The sequence below is a fragment of the uncultured Agrococcus sp. genome (assembly GCF_945915485.1).
Classification (GTDB): Bacteria; Actinomycetota; Actinomycetes; order Actinomycetales; family Microbacteriaceae; genus Agrococcus.
In genome coordinates, this window is the sequence record NZ_CAMEFJ010000002.1 from 50,988 (window position 1) to 65,613 (window position 14,626).

Consider the following 14,626-nt stretch of genomic DNA (forward strand, 5'->3'; position numbering starts at 1 on the left):
CTTGCGGTATTACCGCCCAATTTCCCAGCCATAAGCATCTTGCCCGATGTACGGAGCCGAATCGGTCATCCCGGCCCCCACAATGGCATCGGTGTGCAGGGCGATCGCGGGCACCTGGTAGAGCGGCATCCCCACGACGTCGGCGACGAGGTGCTGTTCGAGCTCGATCAGGACGTCAAGGCGGTTGTAGACATCCGCCTCCTGCATCGCGGTCGCGACGAGCCTGTCAACCTCCGGAGAGCTGTAGCCCGAATAGTTGCGTTCGCCGTCCGTGACGAATCGCGACGCGAGGTCTTCGAAGCTCCGCCCGCTCGTGGAATCCGTCGTCAGCGCGACATCCCAACTGTCGGGTTCCTCGAGCGCCTGCTGCCAGTCGTCCGTACTGCAGTCCTCGAGCGTCCACCCGCGTTCCGCCGCGGCCGACTGCATAACCTCGAACTGCATAGCCTGCAGCTCGGCACGCGGATCGAACAGCACGCACACGTCACGGTCGGTAATGGCCGCTCGATCGAGGAGATCCTCCGAGTCGTCCTCATCGAGCCCCGTCAACTGCGAGAAGCCCGACGTCTCGGCCGCGCCGGATGATTCCTCGTGGCTTGGATGGAACGTCCAGGTCATACGGCTCGTAACGCCCTCGATCGAGTCGACCGCGACGGCATTGACATCCGTGATGCTGATGGCGGAGAGGAAGGCCTGCCGGACGCCGCTGTTGGCGAACAGCATGTCGTTCTTACCGCCTGCGATGTTGAAGTCGATGCGCACGAATGACTCGGAACTCCCGCTCAGGGCACGGTACCCGCGCCGATCCATGTCGGCGATGGACTGCCAGTTCTGCACTGTGCTCTCGGGAATCGCCAGGTCGATCTGCCCGGAGCTGATGGCATTCATCATCTCGCCCGTGCTCTCGAACGGCACGATCTGCACGGTCTCGGCGACCGCCCCGTTGCCCATCCTGTACTCCTTGTTGGGCTTGAGGGTCACCGCGCCAGAGGGATCGACGCTCTCCAGCATGTATGGGCCGTTGCTGACCAGTGCACCCTCTGCCGGCTCGCCGCTGAGGGAGAACAGGTCCCTGTATGAATCGGCAAGTGCCGCAATGCGGACCTCGTCCCCCGTCGTGAACGCCTCCTTCACGGCGTGCTTCGCGACCATCGGATCCCGGATATCGAACGCGTGCTGCGCTACGACGTGCGCCGGCAGCAGCTGACGGATGCCGAGTTCCCACTCCAGCACCGGCTCCGAGTACTCGACGTCCATCGTGCGGTTGTCGCCGGCGAGCCGCGCAGGCTCCGTTCCGTATTGCATGGGCGACCATGCGGAATCGAACCATGCGGCACCGGAAGGAACATCGAGCCTCCCGTCTCCCGCGACGTGCTCCTCCCTCTCGAACCCCTCGGGCGCGAAATGCTCCGATGCCGCTGCCCAGGCCAAGATGAGGTCGGCATCATCGGCCGGCACGGCATCGCTCCAGGCCATGCCCTCTTCGAGCGAGTACCGCACGGTGAGGGGCGCAGTCTCTACGACGTCAACGGAGATGAACTCGGTGTTGAAGGTAACCGTCGGCACGGTGCGCAGCGCGATCGGCGTGTACATCAAGTTGCTCACGAGCTGCTCTGCGCTCGCAGCGGGCAGGAGAGGATTCCCGAGCGAGGCATCCTGCGCGTTCACGGTCGTTGCCGTGTCGAGCACGCCGATTCGGAGATTCGTGCCTTCGGCCACACGATTCATACCGATGCCCTGCGAGCAAGCTGAAAGCAACAGCGCGCCTACCGCCGCGAGCGCCACGATGGCAGACGACCGTCGCTTCACCCGTTGTCTGTTTCGCACGTAGACCTCCCCAGCGCATGGTAGCAATCTCAGGCGCCGATCTCGTGCCCTGCAGCAGCCTCCCCTCTGCATCGCCTCGTGCCCTTCCCCCTCTCTGCCACCCCCATCCGCACGCCCTCTCCCCCGCTTCCATGTCAACTTCTCGGTCGCCTGACGATGGGAAGGCGTTCTCACGGCGTGTCGCCGCCCAGCGACCGAGAAGTTGACGGCGCGTGGAGCGGGGAGTGAAGAACGCTTCTGTACGCATCGTTGACGAAGCGGGCCGACGAGATTGCTGATCTCAGCTCTTAGACTGTCGCTATGACTCCCGCACTGCTGGTCTACGACGGTGACTGCTCCTTCTGCACTTCGTCGGTGCAGTGGCTCCAGGATGCTCTTCCGCGGTTTCCGAAAGCCGTGCCGTACCAGCACCTCGACCTCGAATCGTTCGGTCTCGACGAGCAGGACACCACCGCCGCCGCATGGCTCATCGACACACGCGAACCCATGCGAATGTGGGCCGGCGCGGACGTCTTCGCGGCCATCCTGGCCGGCCAGCGGTCGCTGCCGACCGCGTGGGCGGGCCGCGCGCTTTCGCTGCCCGGTATCCGGACGGTGGCCGCACTCGGATACCGAGTCATCGCCCAGAACAGGCACAAGCTGCCCGGGGGGACCCCTGCTTGCGCCCTTCCCTCCGGGCGCATATCGCGGGAATCCCTGTGATCGACAAACCGCGAGGCGGGCTCCCTCCCCTGCCCGTCCTACCGAAAGGCAAACGGCTCCGGCTCGGGCTCGAGATGACGGCCGTGCTCTTCGTCTCGCTCGGTGCCAGCGCGGTGTGGTCGATCATCAGCATTCTCGACGCGCTGACCCGAGAATCCCGGCTGAACGAGCAGCAGGTTGCGCTCAACCCTGCTCGCAGCGACCGTGAATGGCTCGACTTCCTCAACCAGTTCACCGGCCACGTGCTGGCCTTCGCACCCGTCCTGCTGGTCATCGTGCTGCTGTGGCAGGCATCGAAGCCGCGGCTCGGGCAGATCGGCATCGACGCGACCAAGCCCGGCCGCGACATACTGCTGGGTATCGGCCTCGTCGCGCTGATCGGCATCCCCGGCATCGCCTTCTACTTCGCGTCGGTGTGGACGGGCATGAACCGGGTCATCGACCCCGGCTCTGGTTCTCCGTACTGGTGGTCGATTCCGATACTGCTGCTGGCGGCTGCACGCGCAGCCTTCGTCGAGGAGTTCATCGTGCTCGGCTACTGGTTCGAGCGAATGCGCCGCTTCGGCATCCAGCCGTGGCTCATCATCCTGACCTCGAGCCTCGTCCGCGGCTCCTACCACCTGTACCAGGGCTTCGGCGGCTTCATCGGCAACGTCGTGATGGGGCTCGTGTTCGGTTGGATCTACCAGAAGACCGGCAGGCTATGGCCGTTCGTGATCGCGCACTTCTTGATCGATGCCATTGTGTTCGTCGGCTATCCGCTCGTCGCGCACCTTCTGCCGCTACCCAACGGCTAGCCCACGCCCCGCGGGACAGAGACGCTCTCGAAAAGCGGCACTATGCAGGTTTCGCACTGAGCAGCGGCGTTATTTGCCGATTCTGGCACCCAACGCCGCCTCTCGGCGCGTCTTGCTGTCTCGGCGGGTTCATCATGTGACGGGAGTGCGCGAGCAGGTCATATAGACGCACTCAGCATCCAGCACGGTCGACAGCGGCAGGCTCGCCAACCCACGCCGCTTCTCCGAAACGACTCGAAAAACGGCGCTAATTCGGATACGCACTGAGAGGCGGCGTTATTTGCCGATTCTGCAACCTAACGCCGCCTCTCGATGCACCTGGTTCTCTGCTGCCAACCACCGCTGCAACGCACGACGCACGCATCCCCGTGCTGCGCGCCAACTTCTCGGTCGCTGGGCGATGACACGCCGTGAAAGCGCGCTCTCAACGCCAGGAGACCGAGAAGTTGGCACGAGCGATGGAGTCAGCTATTCGAGTGTGAGCAGGTCAGCCTACTCGAAGGCAGACGGCGGCGGGCAGGCGCACACGAGATTGCGGTCACCGTATGCCTGGTCGACGCGGCCGACCGGAGGCCAGTACTTGCGCTGTGACTGACGGTTCGCTCCCGTGCCCGAGCCCGGGAAGACCGCGAGCGAACGAACGTACGGATGCTTCCACTCGCCGACGATCGTCTCGGAGGTGTGCGGCGCGTTGACGAGCGGATTATCGTCGGCGGGCCACTCCCCCGCGCCGACTCTGTCGGCTTCCTGCTTGATCGCGATCATCGCATCGATGAAGCGATCGAGCTCGCCGATGTCCTCGGATTCGGTCGGTTCGACCATGAGCGTGCCCGCTACGGGGAAGGACATGGTCGGTGCGTGGAATCCGTAATCCACGAGACGCTTCGCGACATCGTCGTTCGAGATGCCGGTCGCCTCCTTGAGCGGCCGCAGATCCAGGATGCATTCGTGCGCGACGAGTCCCTCGTTCCCCGTGTAGAGCACCGGGAAGTGCTCGGCCAGCCTCGACGCGACGTAGTTCGCCGCGAGCACTGCCGCGCCGGTCGCTTCGGTCAGGCCGGAACCGCCCATCATGCGGACGTACGCCCACGAGATGGGGAGGACGGATGCCGACCCGAACGGTGCCGCCGAGACGGGCAGGTCGCCCATCGTGACGCCATCCACAACTAGCGGCGCCTCTCGGGGATCCCTGGGCAGGAAGGGAGCGAGGTGCGATTTCGCTGCAACTGGACCGACACCGGGGCCTCCTCCTCCGTGCGGGATGCAGAAGGTCTTGTGGAGGTTCAGGTGCGAAACGTCGCCGCCGATGTCGCCGAAGGTCGCGTGCCCCAGCAGTGCGTTGAGGTTCGCGCCGTCGATGTAGACCTGACCGCCGGCCTCGTGCACCGCGTCGCAGACCTGACGAACATGCTCCTCGTAGACGCCGTGCGTCGAGGGGTACGTGATCATGAGCGCAGCGAGGGATTCGCGGTTCGCATCGATCTTCGCGTGCAGGTCCTCCAGGTCGACATTGCCGTCGTCGTCGGTCGCCACGACCGCGACACGGAGGCCCGCGAGAACGGCCGAGGCCGCGTTCGTGCCGTGCGCGGACGCCGGGATCAAACAGAGGTCGCGGTGCTCATCACCTCGTGAACGATGGTACCCGCGGATAGCGAGCAGGCCCGCGAGCTCACCCTGGCTGCCTGCGTTGGGCTGCAGTGAGACGGTGTCGTACCCGGTCAGGGTTGCCAGCCAGCCGCCGAGCTGATCGATGAGCGAAAGCGTGCCGGCGGCATCCTCGAGCGGTGCATACGGGTGAATGCTGCCGAACTCGGGCCAGGTGATTGCCTCCATCTCGGTCGCCGCATTCAGCTTCATAGTGCAGGAGCCGAGCGGAATCATGCCGCGATCGAGCGCGTAGTCCTTGTCGGCGAGACGTCGCATGTAACGCATAAGCGCGGTTTCGCTACGCACCGAGTTGAACGCCTCGTGGGTCATGAAGTCGCTTTCGCGCTCCATTTCACCCAGCGTGCCTGCGGCATCCGAGGCGACCAGGCCGAGAGCATCGAGCAGTTCCGAAACTCCCGTGTCGGCCCATTCCTCGTCGAGCGACACCTGGATGGTGTCCGCGTCGAGCGCATGCACGAGCACTCCCCTGTCGCGAGCAGACGCTGCGAGCTGCTCCGCGCGACCGGGAGCGCCGAATCGCATCGTATCGAAGAAGCTCTCGCTCTTGAGCGTGTACCCGGCGGCGCGGAGCGCGCCCGCAACTTCACGAGCGCTCTCGTGCACGGCTTCCGCGATCCGGCGAATCCCCTCCGGCCCGTGATACACGGCATACATCGATGCCATGACGGCGAGCAGCACCTGCGCGGTGCAGATGTTGCTGGTCGCCTTCTCGCGGCGGATGTGCTGCTCACGCGTCTGCAGCGTGAGACGGTAGGCGGGCATCCCGTGCGCGTCCTGGGAGACGCCGACGAGACGACCCGGCAGCTGTCGCTCGAGCCCCTTGCGCACGGCGATGTAGCCCGCGTGCGGACCGCCGAAGCCCATGGGAACCCCGAAACGCTGGCTCGAACCGACCGCGATGTCCGCGCCGAGCTCACCCGGGCTCGTGATGAGGGCGAGAGCGAGCAGGTCCGCGGCGACAACGGCTTTGCCGCCCGCCTCGTGCACCCGCTCGATGAGTGGCGCGGGGTTCCAGATCTCCCCGGAAGCTCCCGGATACTGCACGAATGCGCCGAAGATGCCGTCCAGATCGACGTCACCCCGGAGATCCGCCTCGCGCAGCCGGATGCCGACCGCCTCTGCGCGGAGCCGCAGCAGCGCTTTGGTCTGGGGCAGGGCATTCTCGTCGACGAGGAACACGTCACCGCCGCGCTTCACGGCGCGACGCGCGAGCAGCATGGCCTCGACGACGGCCGTGCCCTCGTCGAGCATCGACGCGTTCGCGGTGTCGAGCCCCGTCAGGTCGGAGACCATGGTCTGGAAGTTCAGCAGGGCTTCCAGGCGGCCCTGCGAGATCTCCGGCTGGTACGGCGTGTAGGCCGTATACCAGGACGGGTTCTCGAGAATGCCCCTGCGGATCGCGCTGGGTGTGATCGTGCCGTGGTAGCCGAACCCGATCGCCGAGCGGCGGACCGTGTTCTGCGCGGCGATCTCGCGGAGCTCCGCAAGGGCGGCACGCTCCGACACGGGTGCGGTGAACGGGGTGTCCTGCTGAATGCCTTCCGGAACCGCAACCGACATGAGCGCGTCGAGCGATTCGTAACCGACCGCGGACAGCATCGTCCGCCGCGCCGCATCGTCGATGCCGATGTGGCGCTCTGCAAAGCCCCGCATCAGGAAGTCAGCTCCCCGTACGCGACCTCGTCGATGAGTTCGGGCTCTTCGGTGAAGCGTAGCTGCACGAGCCAGCCGTCGCCCGTCGGGGAGGAGTTCACCAGTGTCGGATCGTCGGCAACGGTCTCGTTCACGGCAACGACTTCGCCTGCCGCAGGTGCGAACAATTCACCAACCGATTTCGTCGATTCGATCTCGCCGATCGCTTCTCCGCCGGAGAATGTACTGCCGACTTCCGGCAGGTCGACGTAGACGACGTCACCGAGAGCGTTCTGCGCGTAGTCGGTGATGCCGACCGTTGCGACATCGCCTTCGAATCGGAACCACTCGTGGTCGGGTGTGTACTTGAGCTCAGCCATGGTTATGCCTTTCGCTTGTAGAAGGGGAAGTTGGTTGCTGCGGCCGGGATGCGCTTGCCGCGCACGTCGATCGCGAGTTCAGAGCTCTCAGCGGATGCCGGAGCAACATAGGCCATTGCGATGGGATGGCCGAGTGTGGGCGAGAGCGCCCCCGAGGTGACAACGCCGACGAGGGTGTCTCCTTCGTAGACTTCGTAACCGGAGCGACCTGCGCGCCGGCCCTCAGCCGTCAAGCCGATCAGCACGGGAGCGTCCTGCTCAGGACCCCGCTCGACCGCTGTGCGGCCGACGAAGTCGCCATCCTTGCTCAGCGCTACGATTTTCCCTAGCCCCGCCTGTTCCGGTAGACGATCGGTCGTCAGCTCGTTCCCGTAGAGCGGCATGCCTGCCTCCAGACGGAGCGTGTCGCGTGCTGCAAGACCGCACGGGCGGAGTCCGTACTGTTCTCCCACCCGCTCGAGCGTCTCCCACAGCGATTCGGCGGCGTGTGCCGGTATGTACAGTTCGAAGCCGTCTTCTCCCGTGTAGCCGGTGCGCGCGATGAGCAGATCCTCGCCCTCGAAAATGGCCTCTACGACCCTGTAGTAACGCAGCGAGTCGAGTGGCTCCGATTCGATGCCGGCAGCTTCGATGATCGCCTGCGAGTTCGGGCCCTGGACCGCAATCAGCGCCGTGTCTTCCGACTCGTCGGTCACGGTCACGTCGAAGCTCGATGACCGGGTCTGCAGTGCGTCCAGGACGGCGGCGCGGTTACCGGCGTTCGCGACGACGAGGAAGTTCGTCTCGCCGAGTCGGTACACGATGACGTCGTCCACGATGCCACCCGAGTCGTTCAGCATGAGCGAGTACTTCGCACGGCCGACACTGATCGATGACAGCTTGCCTGCGAGTGCAAAATCAAGGAATGCGCCCGCATCGGCGCCTGCTACACGGATCTCGCCCATGTGCGAGAGGTCGAAGATGCCGGCCGAGGTGCGAACGGCCTCGTGTTCGGCGAGCTCCGACCCGTACTTCAGCGGCATGTCCCAGCCGGCGAAATCGGTGAAGGTCGCACCCAAGCGTTCATGCACGGATGCGAGCGGTGTCTTGTGCTTCAACGGTCCTCCTGTATTTCGGAGTCCCCCTCAGTCACGTGCCACGGTACGACGCGCTCCAGAGTGGCCTGCCTGATGCGGTCCTGTGACCTGAGAGGTTAGCGGGGACGCATGCTCCTTCGGTGCTCGTCTGAGACGAACTCTTCCGCATCGGCTGCTACGGCCTGTATGTGATTTTAGCCTCCACTATAACCCGCGATGCTCGCTTCGGCTCGCGTCTTCCTCGCTCTCGTCGGCGAACTGCAGGTCACGGCGATACTGTCCGGTTCGATAGGCGCTGCGCGAGATCATCTGCGATGCGGTCGGGGTCGTGAGCAGCTGCAGCACCGCTACGAGCGCGAGCATCGACCATGCGACGGGCTCGCGCAGAATCAATCCCAGCCCTATGCAGATGATGACGATTCCCAACGATTGGGGCTTCGACGCAGCGTGCATTCTATTCAGAGAGTCGGGTAGCCGCACGAGACCGACTGCCGCCACGAGTCCCAGCAGAGATCCGAGGGCAATGCAGATTCCGCCAGCGAGATTGAGCCAGTCTTCCGTGCTCATGAATTGTCCTCCCCGCTCTCTTCGGGCGCTACGACATCGATGGGTCCCGTCTTCTCTACAGCTCCCGGATAGAGATCCTCCCGCTCGCGACCGACGAGGTCATTACGCACAGCGACGAACCGAGCCATCGCAACGGTGCTCGAGAACGCCAGCATCGATGTGATGACCATGAGCGGAATGGTGTGCATGTGTTGATTGATGGCAGCTTCGATCGCGAGCGCCGCAACGAGCAACGACAGCAGCACGTCGGTCGCCACCACACGGTCGACGGCGCCGGGGCCCTGTACGAGTCGTACGAGGCATAGAACGAGAGCGGCGGCGATGAAGGCGCCGGCGATAGTGAGTGCGATGATCACTTTGTGCGCCCCTTCCAGTTGAATCGCTGACGACGCTCCTGGCGAATCCGCTCAACCTCTTCCTTTGTACCGAACGCGAGCAACGCCAACCGCTCTTGCGCGAGCACGTTCTGCCGGGCGGCTTCGACCGCCTCTTCGTCAGGTGTGTCGAAGACGTGCACGAGCGCACGACCGCCGCGGAGCTCCAGCACGACCGAACCGGGCACGAGCGTCACGAGCACGGCCGTGAGCGTGCTCGTGAAGGAGTCGCTGCTGCGCAGGTCGACGGCGATGATCGAATTCGTCGTCGGACGCCACCAGGCGAGCACCTGATAGGAGACGATGGCGGATGCCCTCACGAGCCCCCAGAGCGTCGTGAGTATGAGCCACACGGTCTGAATGGGACGCATCCTCGCCATCTGCGGTATCTCCGGCATCGGGAACACCAACTGCACTCCGGCGGCGACGACGACTCCGAAGACGACGGCTCCGACCGTGAACTCACCCACGAGCAGTAGCCACACGACGACGAGGCCGGCCGTCATGAGGAACGAGAACCGGAAGTTCTTTCTACGCTCCGACATTACAGACCCACCGCCCTAATCGCATCGGCAACCGCTGTGAGGTACGCGTCCGCGAAAATGTCGGCTGCTGCGCGTTCCGTGAACTCGATGATAGGGCCGGCGAGGAAGGTGATCCCAACCGTGACGCCGACGAGCGCGCCCGCGGAGAACAGCCAGTCGACGGGCAGTCTGCGGTTCGGTGCCTCCGCGTCCTCCGGGAGCGGTCGCCAGAAGGCCATGTTCCAGATACGCAGAACGGCCATGAGCGTCAGCAGGCTCGTGACGATGGCACCGCCGATCACGATCCAGATGACCCACGTGTCGAGCGTGACGCCGGCTTCGATCAGCGCGACCTTGCCGAGGAAGCCGCTGAACGGCGGCACGCCTCCCAGGTTCAAGGCCGGAATGAAGAACATGACAGCGAGGATGGTGTTCGAAGCGAGCCCGCCGAGCCTGTCGAGCCGTGTCGACCCTCCCGCTCGTTCGATCAGCGCCGCCACGAGGAACATCGCGGTCTGGATGAAGATGTGGTGGGCGACATAGAAGATGGCTGCGCCCAGCCCGGCCTCGCTCGAGAGCGCGATACCGAACAGCATGTAGCCGATATGACTGATGAGTGTGAAGGACAGCAGACGTTTGATCTCGTTCTGCGCGAGTGCACCGAGAATGCCGATCACCATCGTCGCGAGCGCTATCCAGAGGAGTGGATCCGTCAACGGCGAATGCGGGAAGAAGAGCGTCTGCACACGAATGATCGCGTAGATTCCCACTTTCGTCAGCAGACCCGCGAACACTGCGGTCACGGACGCGGGGGCCGTCGGATAAGAGTCGGGAAGCCACGCGGAGAGTGGGAAGACCGCCGCTTTGATGCCGAAGACGACGAGCAGCATCAATTGAATGACGAGCTGCACGCCCGGGTCGAGCTGCGGTAATCGCTCGGCTAGTTGGGCGAAGTTCACGGTGCCCGCCGCTCCGTAGACGAAGACGATCGCCAATAGGAAGAGAATGCTCGAGAAGAGGCTGACGACAACGTAGGTGGAGCCCGATCGTACACGTTCGCGGGGCGCGCCGAGCGTCAATAGCACGTAGGAGGCGAACAACAGCATCTCGAAGCCCACGAAGAGGTTGAACAGGTCACCGGAGAGGAAGGCGTTCGAAATTCCGGCCGTCAGCACTAGGTAGGTCGGATGGAAGATCGATACCGGCGCCTTCTCACGCCCCTCGTCCATGTCGCTTCGCGCGGCGAATACCAGCACCGAGAGGGTCACGATCGATGACACGACGAGCATGAGCACCGATAAGCGGTCGGCGACCAGCATGATGCCGAGACCTTCCGGCCAGGCACCGAGCCACAGCACCTGCGCACCTTCGGAGTCGGCAACCCAGAGCAGGATGCCCGCGACGATCAGCACGAGCGTCAGAGTCACCGAGGAGATCAGCCGCTGTGCGCTGCGCACCCTGCCGAAGGCGAGCGCGAACCCGGCTCCTATCAGCGGGAGCAGCACGGGAAGGGGGAGCAGCTGGTTGACTTCGATCATCGCGCGCCCTCCTCTTCATCCGTGTTGCCGGCTCCCGCGTCCCCGTGCTGTTCCGCCTCCGCTGCAGCCGCTTGCGCTTCCGCTTCCGCTTCCGCGAGATCCGTGTCGTGGTCGACGCCCTCTTCCGCCTCGTCGAACGTTGCGGAGGTGAGGTCGGCCTCGGCACGACGGCGGACGATGGCGTCTTCGATGTCGTCCGCGACCTCGTCGTGCCCGTCGAGCTGGAACGAACGATACGACAGCGCCAGCAGGAATACGCAGGTCGCGAGAGAAATAACGATCGCGGTCAGCACCATCGCCTGAGGCAGCGGATCGGAGATGGCAGACTGCTCCGTGGCATCCTCGACGAACGGCGCCAGCCGTGCGGGGCCGCTGACGGCCATGAAGAGCAGGTTGACGCCGTTGCCCGCCAGGAGCAGACCGGCCAGGATGCGCATGAGGGAGCGTTCGAGGAACAGATAGAGGCCCGCCGCAACCAGCACGGCTCCCGCTATCACGAGGAAGAGGCTCGCGGTCATCGCCCACCTCCTTGCCAGCGCGTGTTCGCAGACATCGGCAGCGTGCGATCGGAGTGCGCCGAGGGAACCGGGGTCTGGTCGTTGCGCCAGTGCGCGTCGATGCCGGAGCCGAGGCTGCGAATGAAGTCGAGTACGGTGCCGACGACAACGAGGTAGACGCCGACGTCGAACAGCAGGCTCGTGACGAGGTGAATCTCGCCCATCCCCCACACCGTGACGTATGCGTCGTACGACTGGCCGACGCTGCCGCCGAAGAACACGGGAGCAATGAGTGTCAGAGCAGCGAGTGCGATACCGCCGCCGAGCAGCTTCCCCGCGTCGATCGGTGCCGCGTCCGCGAGTTCGAGCGCACCGGCCGCGAGATAGCGCACGCACAGTGCTATTCCCGCGACCATTCCGGCGATGAATCCTCCGCCCGGGTCGTTGTGACCCGCGAAGAGCAGATATACGGAGACGACCAGCATCACCGGGAAGAGCAGTCTCGTCATCATCTCGAGCATGGGAGCACGAGCGTGCATGTCGATCGCTCCCCCGGCACGCAGCCAGCTCGTGCTCGTCGATTCGACGGGAGCCGGGCGTCCACGACGACCCTTGAGCGTCCCCGTAGGGTCGACGACCCGCGTACGCAGGAAGATCAGGCTCGCAACACCGGTTGCCGCGGCGAGCAGCACCGAGATCTCGCCGACGGTGTCCCAGGCGCGGATGTCGACGAGGGTGACGTTCACGATGTTCTGCCCGTACCCGAACTCGTACGCCATCTCGTAGAAGCGGTCGCTGATCGGGCGCTCGGAGCGGGCGCCGATCGCCAGCAACGTTACGATCGCGGCCATGAGACCACCGACAACGGCGATCAGGGCGCGCAGCCACCGCGCACCCTTGAGCGGCCGGTTCGTGAAGTACTTCGGCAGGTGCCGCAGCACGAGCACGAGCAAGACGAGCATGACCGTCTCCGCGAGCACCTGCGTGAGGGCAAGGTCGGGGGCGCCGTGCAGCAGGAACATGAGCGCCGTCCCGTAGCCGACAGCGCCGAGCAGCATGAACGTCTTCAGACGACCTCGCGTGTTCGCGGCGATGACGGCGCAGACGCTGATCGCGATGCCGACGACGGCCTGGCCGATGGAGTCGGCGAAGACGGTCTCCGGGAACGCGAACGACGTGAACATGAGCCCGCCCAGCATGAGGACGAGCAGGGTGACGATGATGGTGCTGATGTGGATCGGCAGCGAACCGCTCTGCGTACGACCCGTGACTTCGACGGCCATGCGGTCGAGATCACGCATGAACGCGGCATAGACGGCGCCCGCCGAGAACCTCGGTTCCTCAGGATCGTTCGTTCGACGACCCAGCACGAACCAGGCGATGGCGCCACCGAAGATCGCGAAGACCGATCCTGCCAGCGCGGGTGTGAATCCGTGCCAGAGCGCAAGGTACGTCTCGTGGCCGTCTGCGGCATCCGCGAACGTGCCGTGCAGGGCCGAAGTGATGCCGTCGCCCAAGAACCCCCCGGCAAGACCCAGCAGTGCGAGCGAGAGCGGGAACAGGCCGACGAGATGAGAGCGGGGGCCCGTTCTGAGGGCGGGCGCCTCGGCACGCGCCTGCTCGGCCGAGCTGCCGACCGAGATGAACGTGCCGACGATGAAGCGCAGTGTGTACGCAACCGTCCCGATCGAGCCGATGATGATGCCCGCGAACGCGAACAGCCCCAGCCAGTCGGGAATCGCGGCCAGCCCTATTGCCTCCCAAGCGGCCTCGAGTCCGACTTCTTTCGCAGTGAAAGCGAAGGTGGGCGGAATACCAGCCATAGCGGCCGCCGCGAGCACCGCGGCAACGGCGAGCATGGGTCTCTCTCGTGCGACGGCGCCCAGCTTATCGAGGTCTCGCGTTCCGTATTGCTTGTCGACGATGCCGACCACCATGAACAGCGCGGCCTTGAACATCGCGTGCGCCGCAAGCAGTGCGAGACCACCGAGAAGAGAAGCTTTCGTACCGATGCCGACGACGGTCATGAGGAGCCCGAGCTGGCTCACGGTTCCGTGCGCGAGCAGGACTTTGATATCGGTCTGCGAGAGTGCTCGCCACGCGCCGATGATCATGGTCGTGACACCGAGCAGAATCAACACCGGGCGGAAGAGCGGGACCCCGGCGAAGGCGGGAACGAGCGCCGCCGCGAGGTAGATACCGGCCTTCACCATGGCGGCCGCGTGCAGAAATGCGCTGACGGGTGTCGGGGCCGCCATGGCACCGGGCAGCCAGAAGTGGAAGGGGAAGTTCGCGGACTTCGTGAGTGCGCCGACGAGCAGCAGCATCACCGCGGTCGCTGCAAGAATGCCCTCGGGAGGGTTCGCGAGGATGCCGGCGAGCGAGTATGTACCCGATTCCGAGCCCAGAATCAGCGCTCCGACGAGCATGGAAAGACCACCCGCAGTGGTGACGATAAGCGCGGTCTGGGCGGCACTTCTATTGCGTCGCGATGAGTGGTTCAGGCCGACCAGCAAGTAGCTGAAGACGGTCGTGAGCTCCCACGCGATGACGAGCACGATGATGTCGTCGGCGAGCACGAGTGCCAGCATCGAGCCCGCGAAACCGGTAAGCAGGCCGACCGTCCTTGCTTTCAGCGTGCGCGTCTCGAAGTACCAGACGGAGTAGGCCAGAATCATAGCGCCGACGCCGGTGACGACAAGCGCAAGGAGCAGCTGCAGGCTCCCGAGTCTGAAGCCGAAGTCGATACCCAGTGACGGTATCCACGTCACCGTCTCGACGAGCGCGTCACCCGACCACACTCGCGGTGCGAGCGAAGCGAACCATACGAAACCCGCTGTGCTCGCGATCGCCGGAATGAGGAAGACCCAGCGGCCCATTCGCTTCGAGAGCGGACTCGTGATCAGCGCCAAGAGTGCACTGATGACGAGCGGTACGATCACGAGCGGCCTTTCTTGCCCTGGGCAGCGGGGCTTACGCGGCGCGGGCCGCTTCGGTCGGTGTGCTGACTGCAATTATAACAGTGCGAACGGCGCGCATATTCC

At 64.7% G+C, this 14,626-nt stretch carries 12 protein-coding genes and 1 riboswitch; of the genes, 2 read left to right on the top strand and 10 right to left on the bottom strand.

Going from position 1 to position 14,626, the window contains the following annotated elements; all coding sequences use genetic code 11:
• Positions 1-9 precede the first annotated feature (9 nt).
• Positions 10-1,827, bottom strand: a complete 1,818-nt coding sequence (locus Q0O95_RS00745) for an ABC transporter substrate-binding protein (RefSeq protein ID WP_293694364.1) — start codon at positions 1,825-1,827, stop codon at positions 10-12.
• A 300-nt stretch (positions 1,828-2,127) separates the two neighbouring features.
• Here Q0O95_RS00745 and Q0O95_RS00750 point away from each other — a divergent pair, with 300 nt between their 5' ends.
• Entirely contained in the window at positions 2,128-2,529 is a 402-nt protein-coding gene (locus Q0O95_RS00750; protein ID WP_293694366.1) for a thiol-disulfide oxidoreductase DCC family protein, read from the top strand.
• Positions 2,526-3,326: a CPBP family intramembrane glutamic endopeptidase gene (locus Q0O95_RS00755; RefSeq protein WP_293694368.1), complete on the top strand. Its 801-nt coding sequence runs from the start codon at positions 2,526-2,528 to the stop codon at positions 3,324-3,326. The genes Q0O95_RS00750 and Q0O95_RS00755 overlap by 4 nt, the downstream gene beginning before the upstream one ends.
• 492 nt (positions 3,327-3,818) lie before the next feature.
• Here the strand turns inward: Q0O95_RS00755 and gcvP are convergent, their stop codons facing one another.
• The 9 genes from gcvP to Q0O95_RS00800 form a co-directional block, all read right to left on the bottom strand.
• Positions 3,819-6,647, bottom strand: coding sequence for an aminomethyl-transferring glycine dehydrogenase (gene gcvP, locus Q0O95_RS00760; protein WP_293694370.1), 2,829 nt, complete (start codon positions 6,645-6,647; stop codon positions 3,819-3,821).
• Positions 6,647-7,006 carry a glycine cleavage system protein GcvH gene (gene gcvH, locus Q0O95_RS00765; protein WP_293694371.1) on the bottom strand — a complete coding sequence of 120 codons (360 nt, stop codon included), beginning with the start codon at positions 7,004-7,006 and terminating at the stop codon, positions 6,647-6,649. The genes gcvP and gcvH overlap by 1 nt, the downstream gene beginning before the upstream one ends.
• A gap of 2 nt (positions 7,007-7,008) precedes the next feature.
• The gene (gcvT, locus tag Q0O95_RS00770) at positions 7,009-8,103 is read right to left on the bottom strand and encodes a glycine cleavage system aminomethyltransferase GcvT (protein WP_293694373.1); all 1,095 of its coding nucleotides are present in this window, start codon (positions 8,101-8,103) and stop codon (positions 7,009-7,011) included.
• 65 nt (positions 8,104-8,168) lie between these two features.
• Positions 8,169-8,258, bottom strand: a riboswitch (glycine riboswitch).
• Between the two features lie 28 nt (positions 8,259-8,286).
• Complete coding sequence (mnhG, locus tag Q0O95_RS00775) at positions 8,287-8,649, bottom strand: monovalent cation/H(+) antiporter subunit G (protein ID WP_293694375.1); 363 nt, start codon at positions 8,647-8,649, stop codon at positions 8,287-8,289.
• Entirely contained in the window at positions 8,646-9,005 is a 360-nt protein-coding gene (locus tag Q0O95_RS00780; protein ID WP_293694377.1) for a monovalent cation/H+ antiporter complex subunit F, read from the bottom strand. The genes mnhG and Q0O95_RS00780 overlap by 4 nt, the downstream gene beginning before the upstream one ends.
• Positions 9,002-9,568 (bottom strand): Na+/H+ antiporter subunit E, encoded by a 567-nt coding sequence (locus Q0O95_RS00785; protein ID WP_293694379.1) that lies wholly within the window; start codon positions 9,566-9,568, stop codon positions 9,002-9,004. Before Q0O95_RS00785 ends, Q0O95_RS00780 begins: the two co-directional genes overlap by 4 nt.
• On the bottom strand, positions 9,568-11,085 hold the full coding sequence (locus tag Q0O95_RS00790; RefSeq protein WP_293694380.1) for a Na+/H+ antiporter subunit D: 1,518 nt from the start codon (positions 11,083-11,085) through the stop codon (positions 9,568-9,570). The genes Q0O95_RS00785 and Q0O95_RS00790 overlap by 1 nt, the downstream gene beginning before the upstream one ends.
• Positions 11,082-11,603, bottom strand: coding sequence for a Na(+)/H(+) antiporter subunit C (locus Q0O95_RS00795; protein WP_293694382.1), 522 nt, complete (start codon positions 11,601-11,603; stop codon positions 11,082-11,084). The genes Q0O95_RS00790 and Q0O95_RS00795 overlap by 4 nt, the downstream gene beginning before the upstream one ends.
• Entirely contained in the window at positions 11,600-14,524 is a 2,925-nt protein-coding gene (locus tag Q0O95_RS00800; protein ID WP_293694384.1) for a Na+/H+ antiporter subunit A, read from the bottom strand. The genes Q0O95_RS00795 and Q0O95_RS00800 overlap by 4 nt, the downstream gene beginning before the upstream one ends.
• Between the last annotated feature and the right edge of the window lie 102 nt (positions 14,525-14,626).

Bases quoted from the DNA above. Each gene is read 5' to 3' on its own strand.
- Q0O95_RS00785 (WP_293694379.1), bottom strand. From the start codon at position 9,568: ATGTCGGAGCGTAGAAAGAACTTCCGGTTCTCGTTCCTCATGACGGCC.
- Q0O95_RS00750 (WP_293694366.1), top strand. From the start codon at position 2,128: ATGACTCCCGCACTGCTGGTCTACGACGGTGACTGCTCCTTCTGCACT.
- Q0O95_RS00790 (WP_293694380.1), bottom strand. From the start codon at position 11,085: ATGATCGAAGTCAACCAGCTGCTCCCCCTTCCCGTGCTGCTCCCGCTG.
- mnhG (WP_293694375.1), bottom strand. From the start codon at position 8,649: ATGAGCACGGAAGACTGGCTCAATCTCGCTGGCGGAATCTGCATTGCC.
- gcvP (WP_293694370.1), bottom strand. From the start codon at position 6,647: ATGCGGGGCTTTGCAGAGCGCCACATCGGCATCGACGATGCGGCGCGG.
- Q0O95_RS00795 (WP_293694382.1), bottom strand. From the start codon at position 11,603: ATGACCGCGAGCCTCTTCCTCGTGATAGCGGGAGCCGTGCTGGTTGCG.
- gcvH (WP_293694371.1), bottom strand. From the start codon at position 7,006: ATGGCTGAGCTCAAGTACACACCCGACCACGAGTGGTTCCGATTCGAA.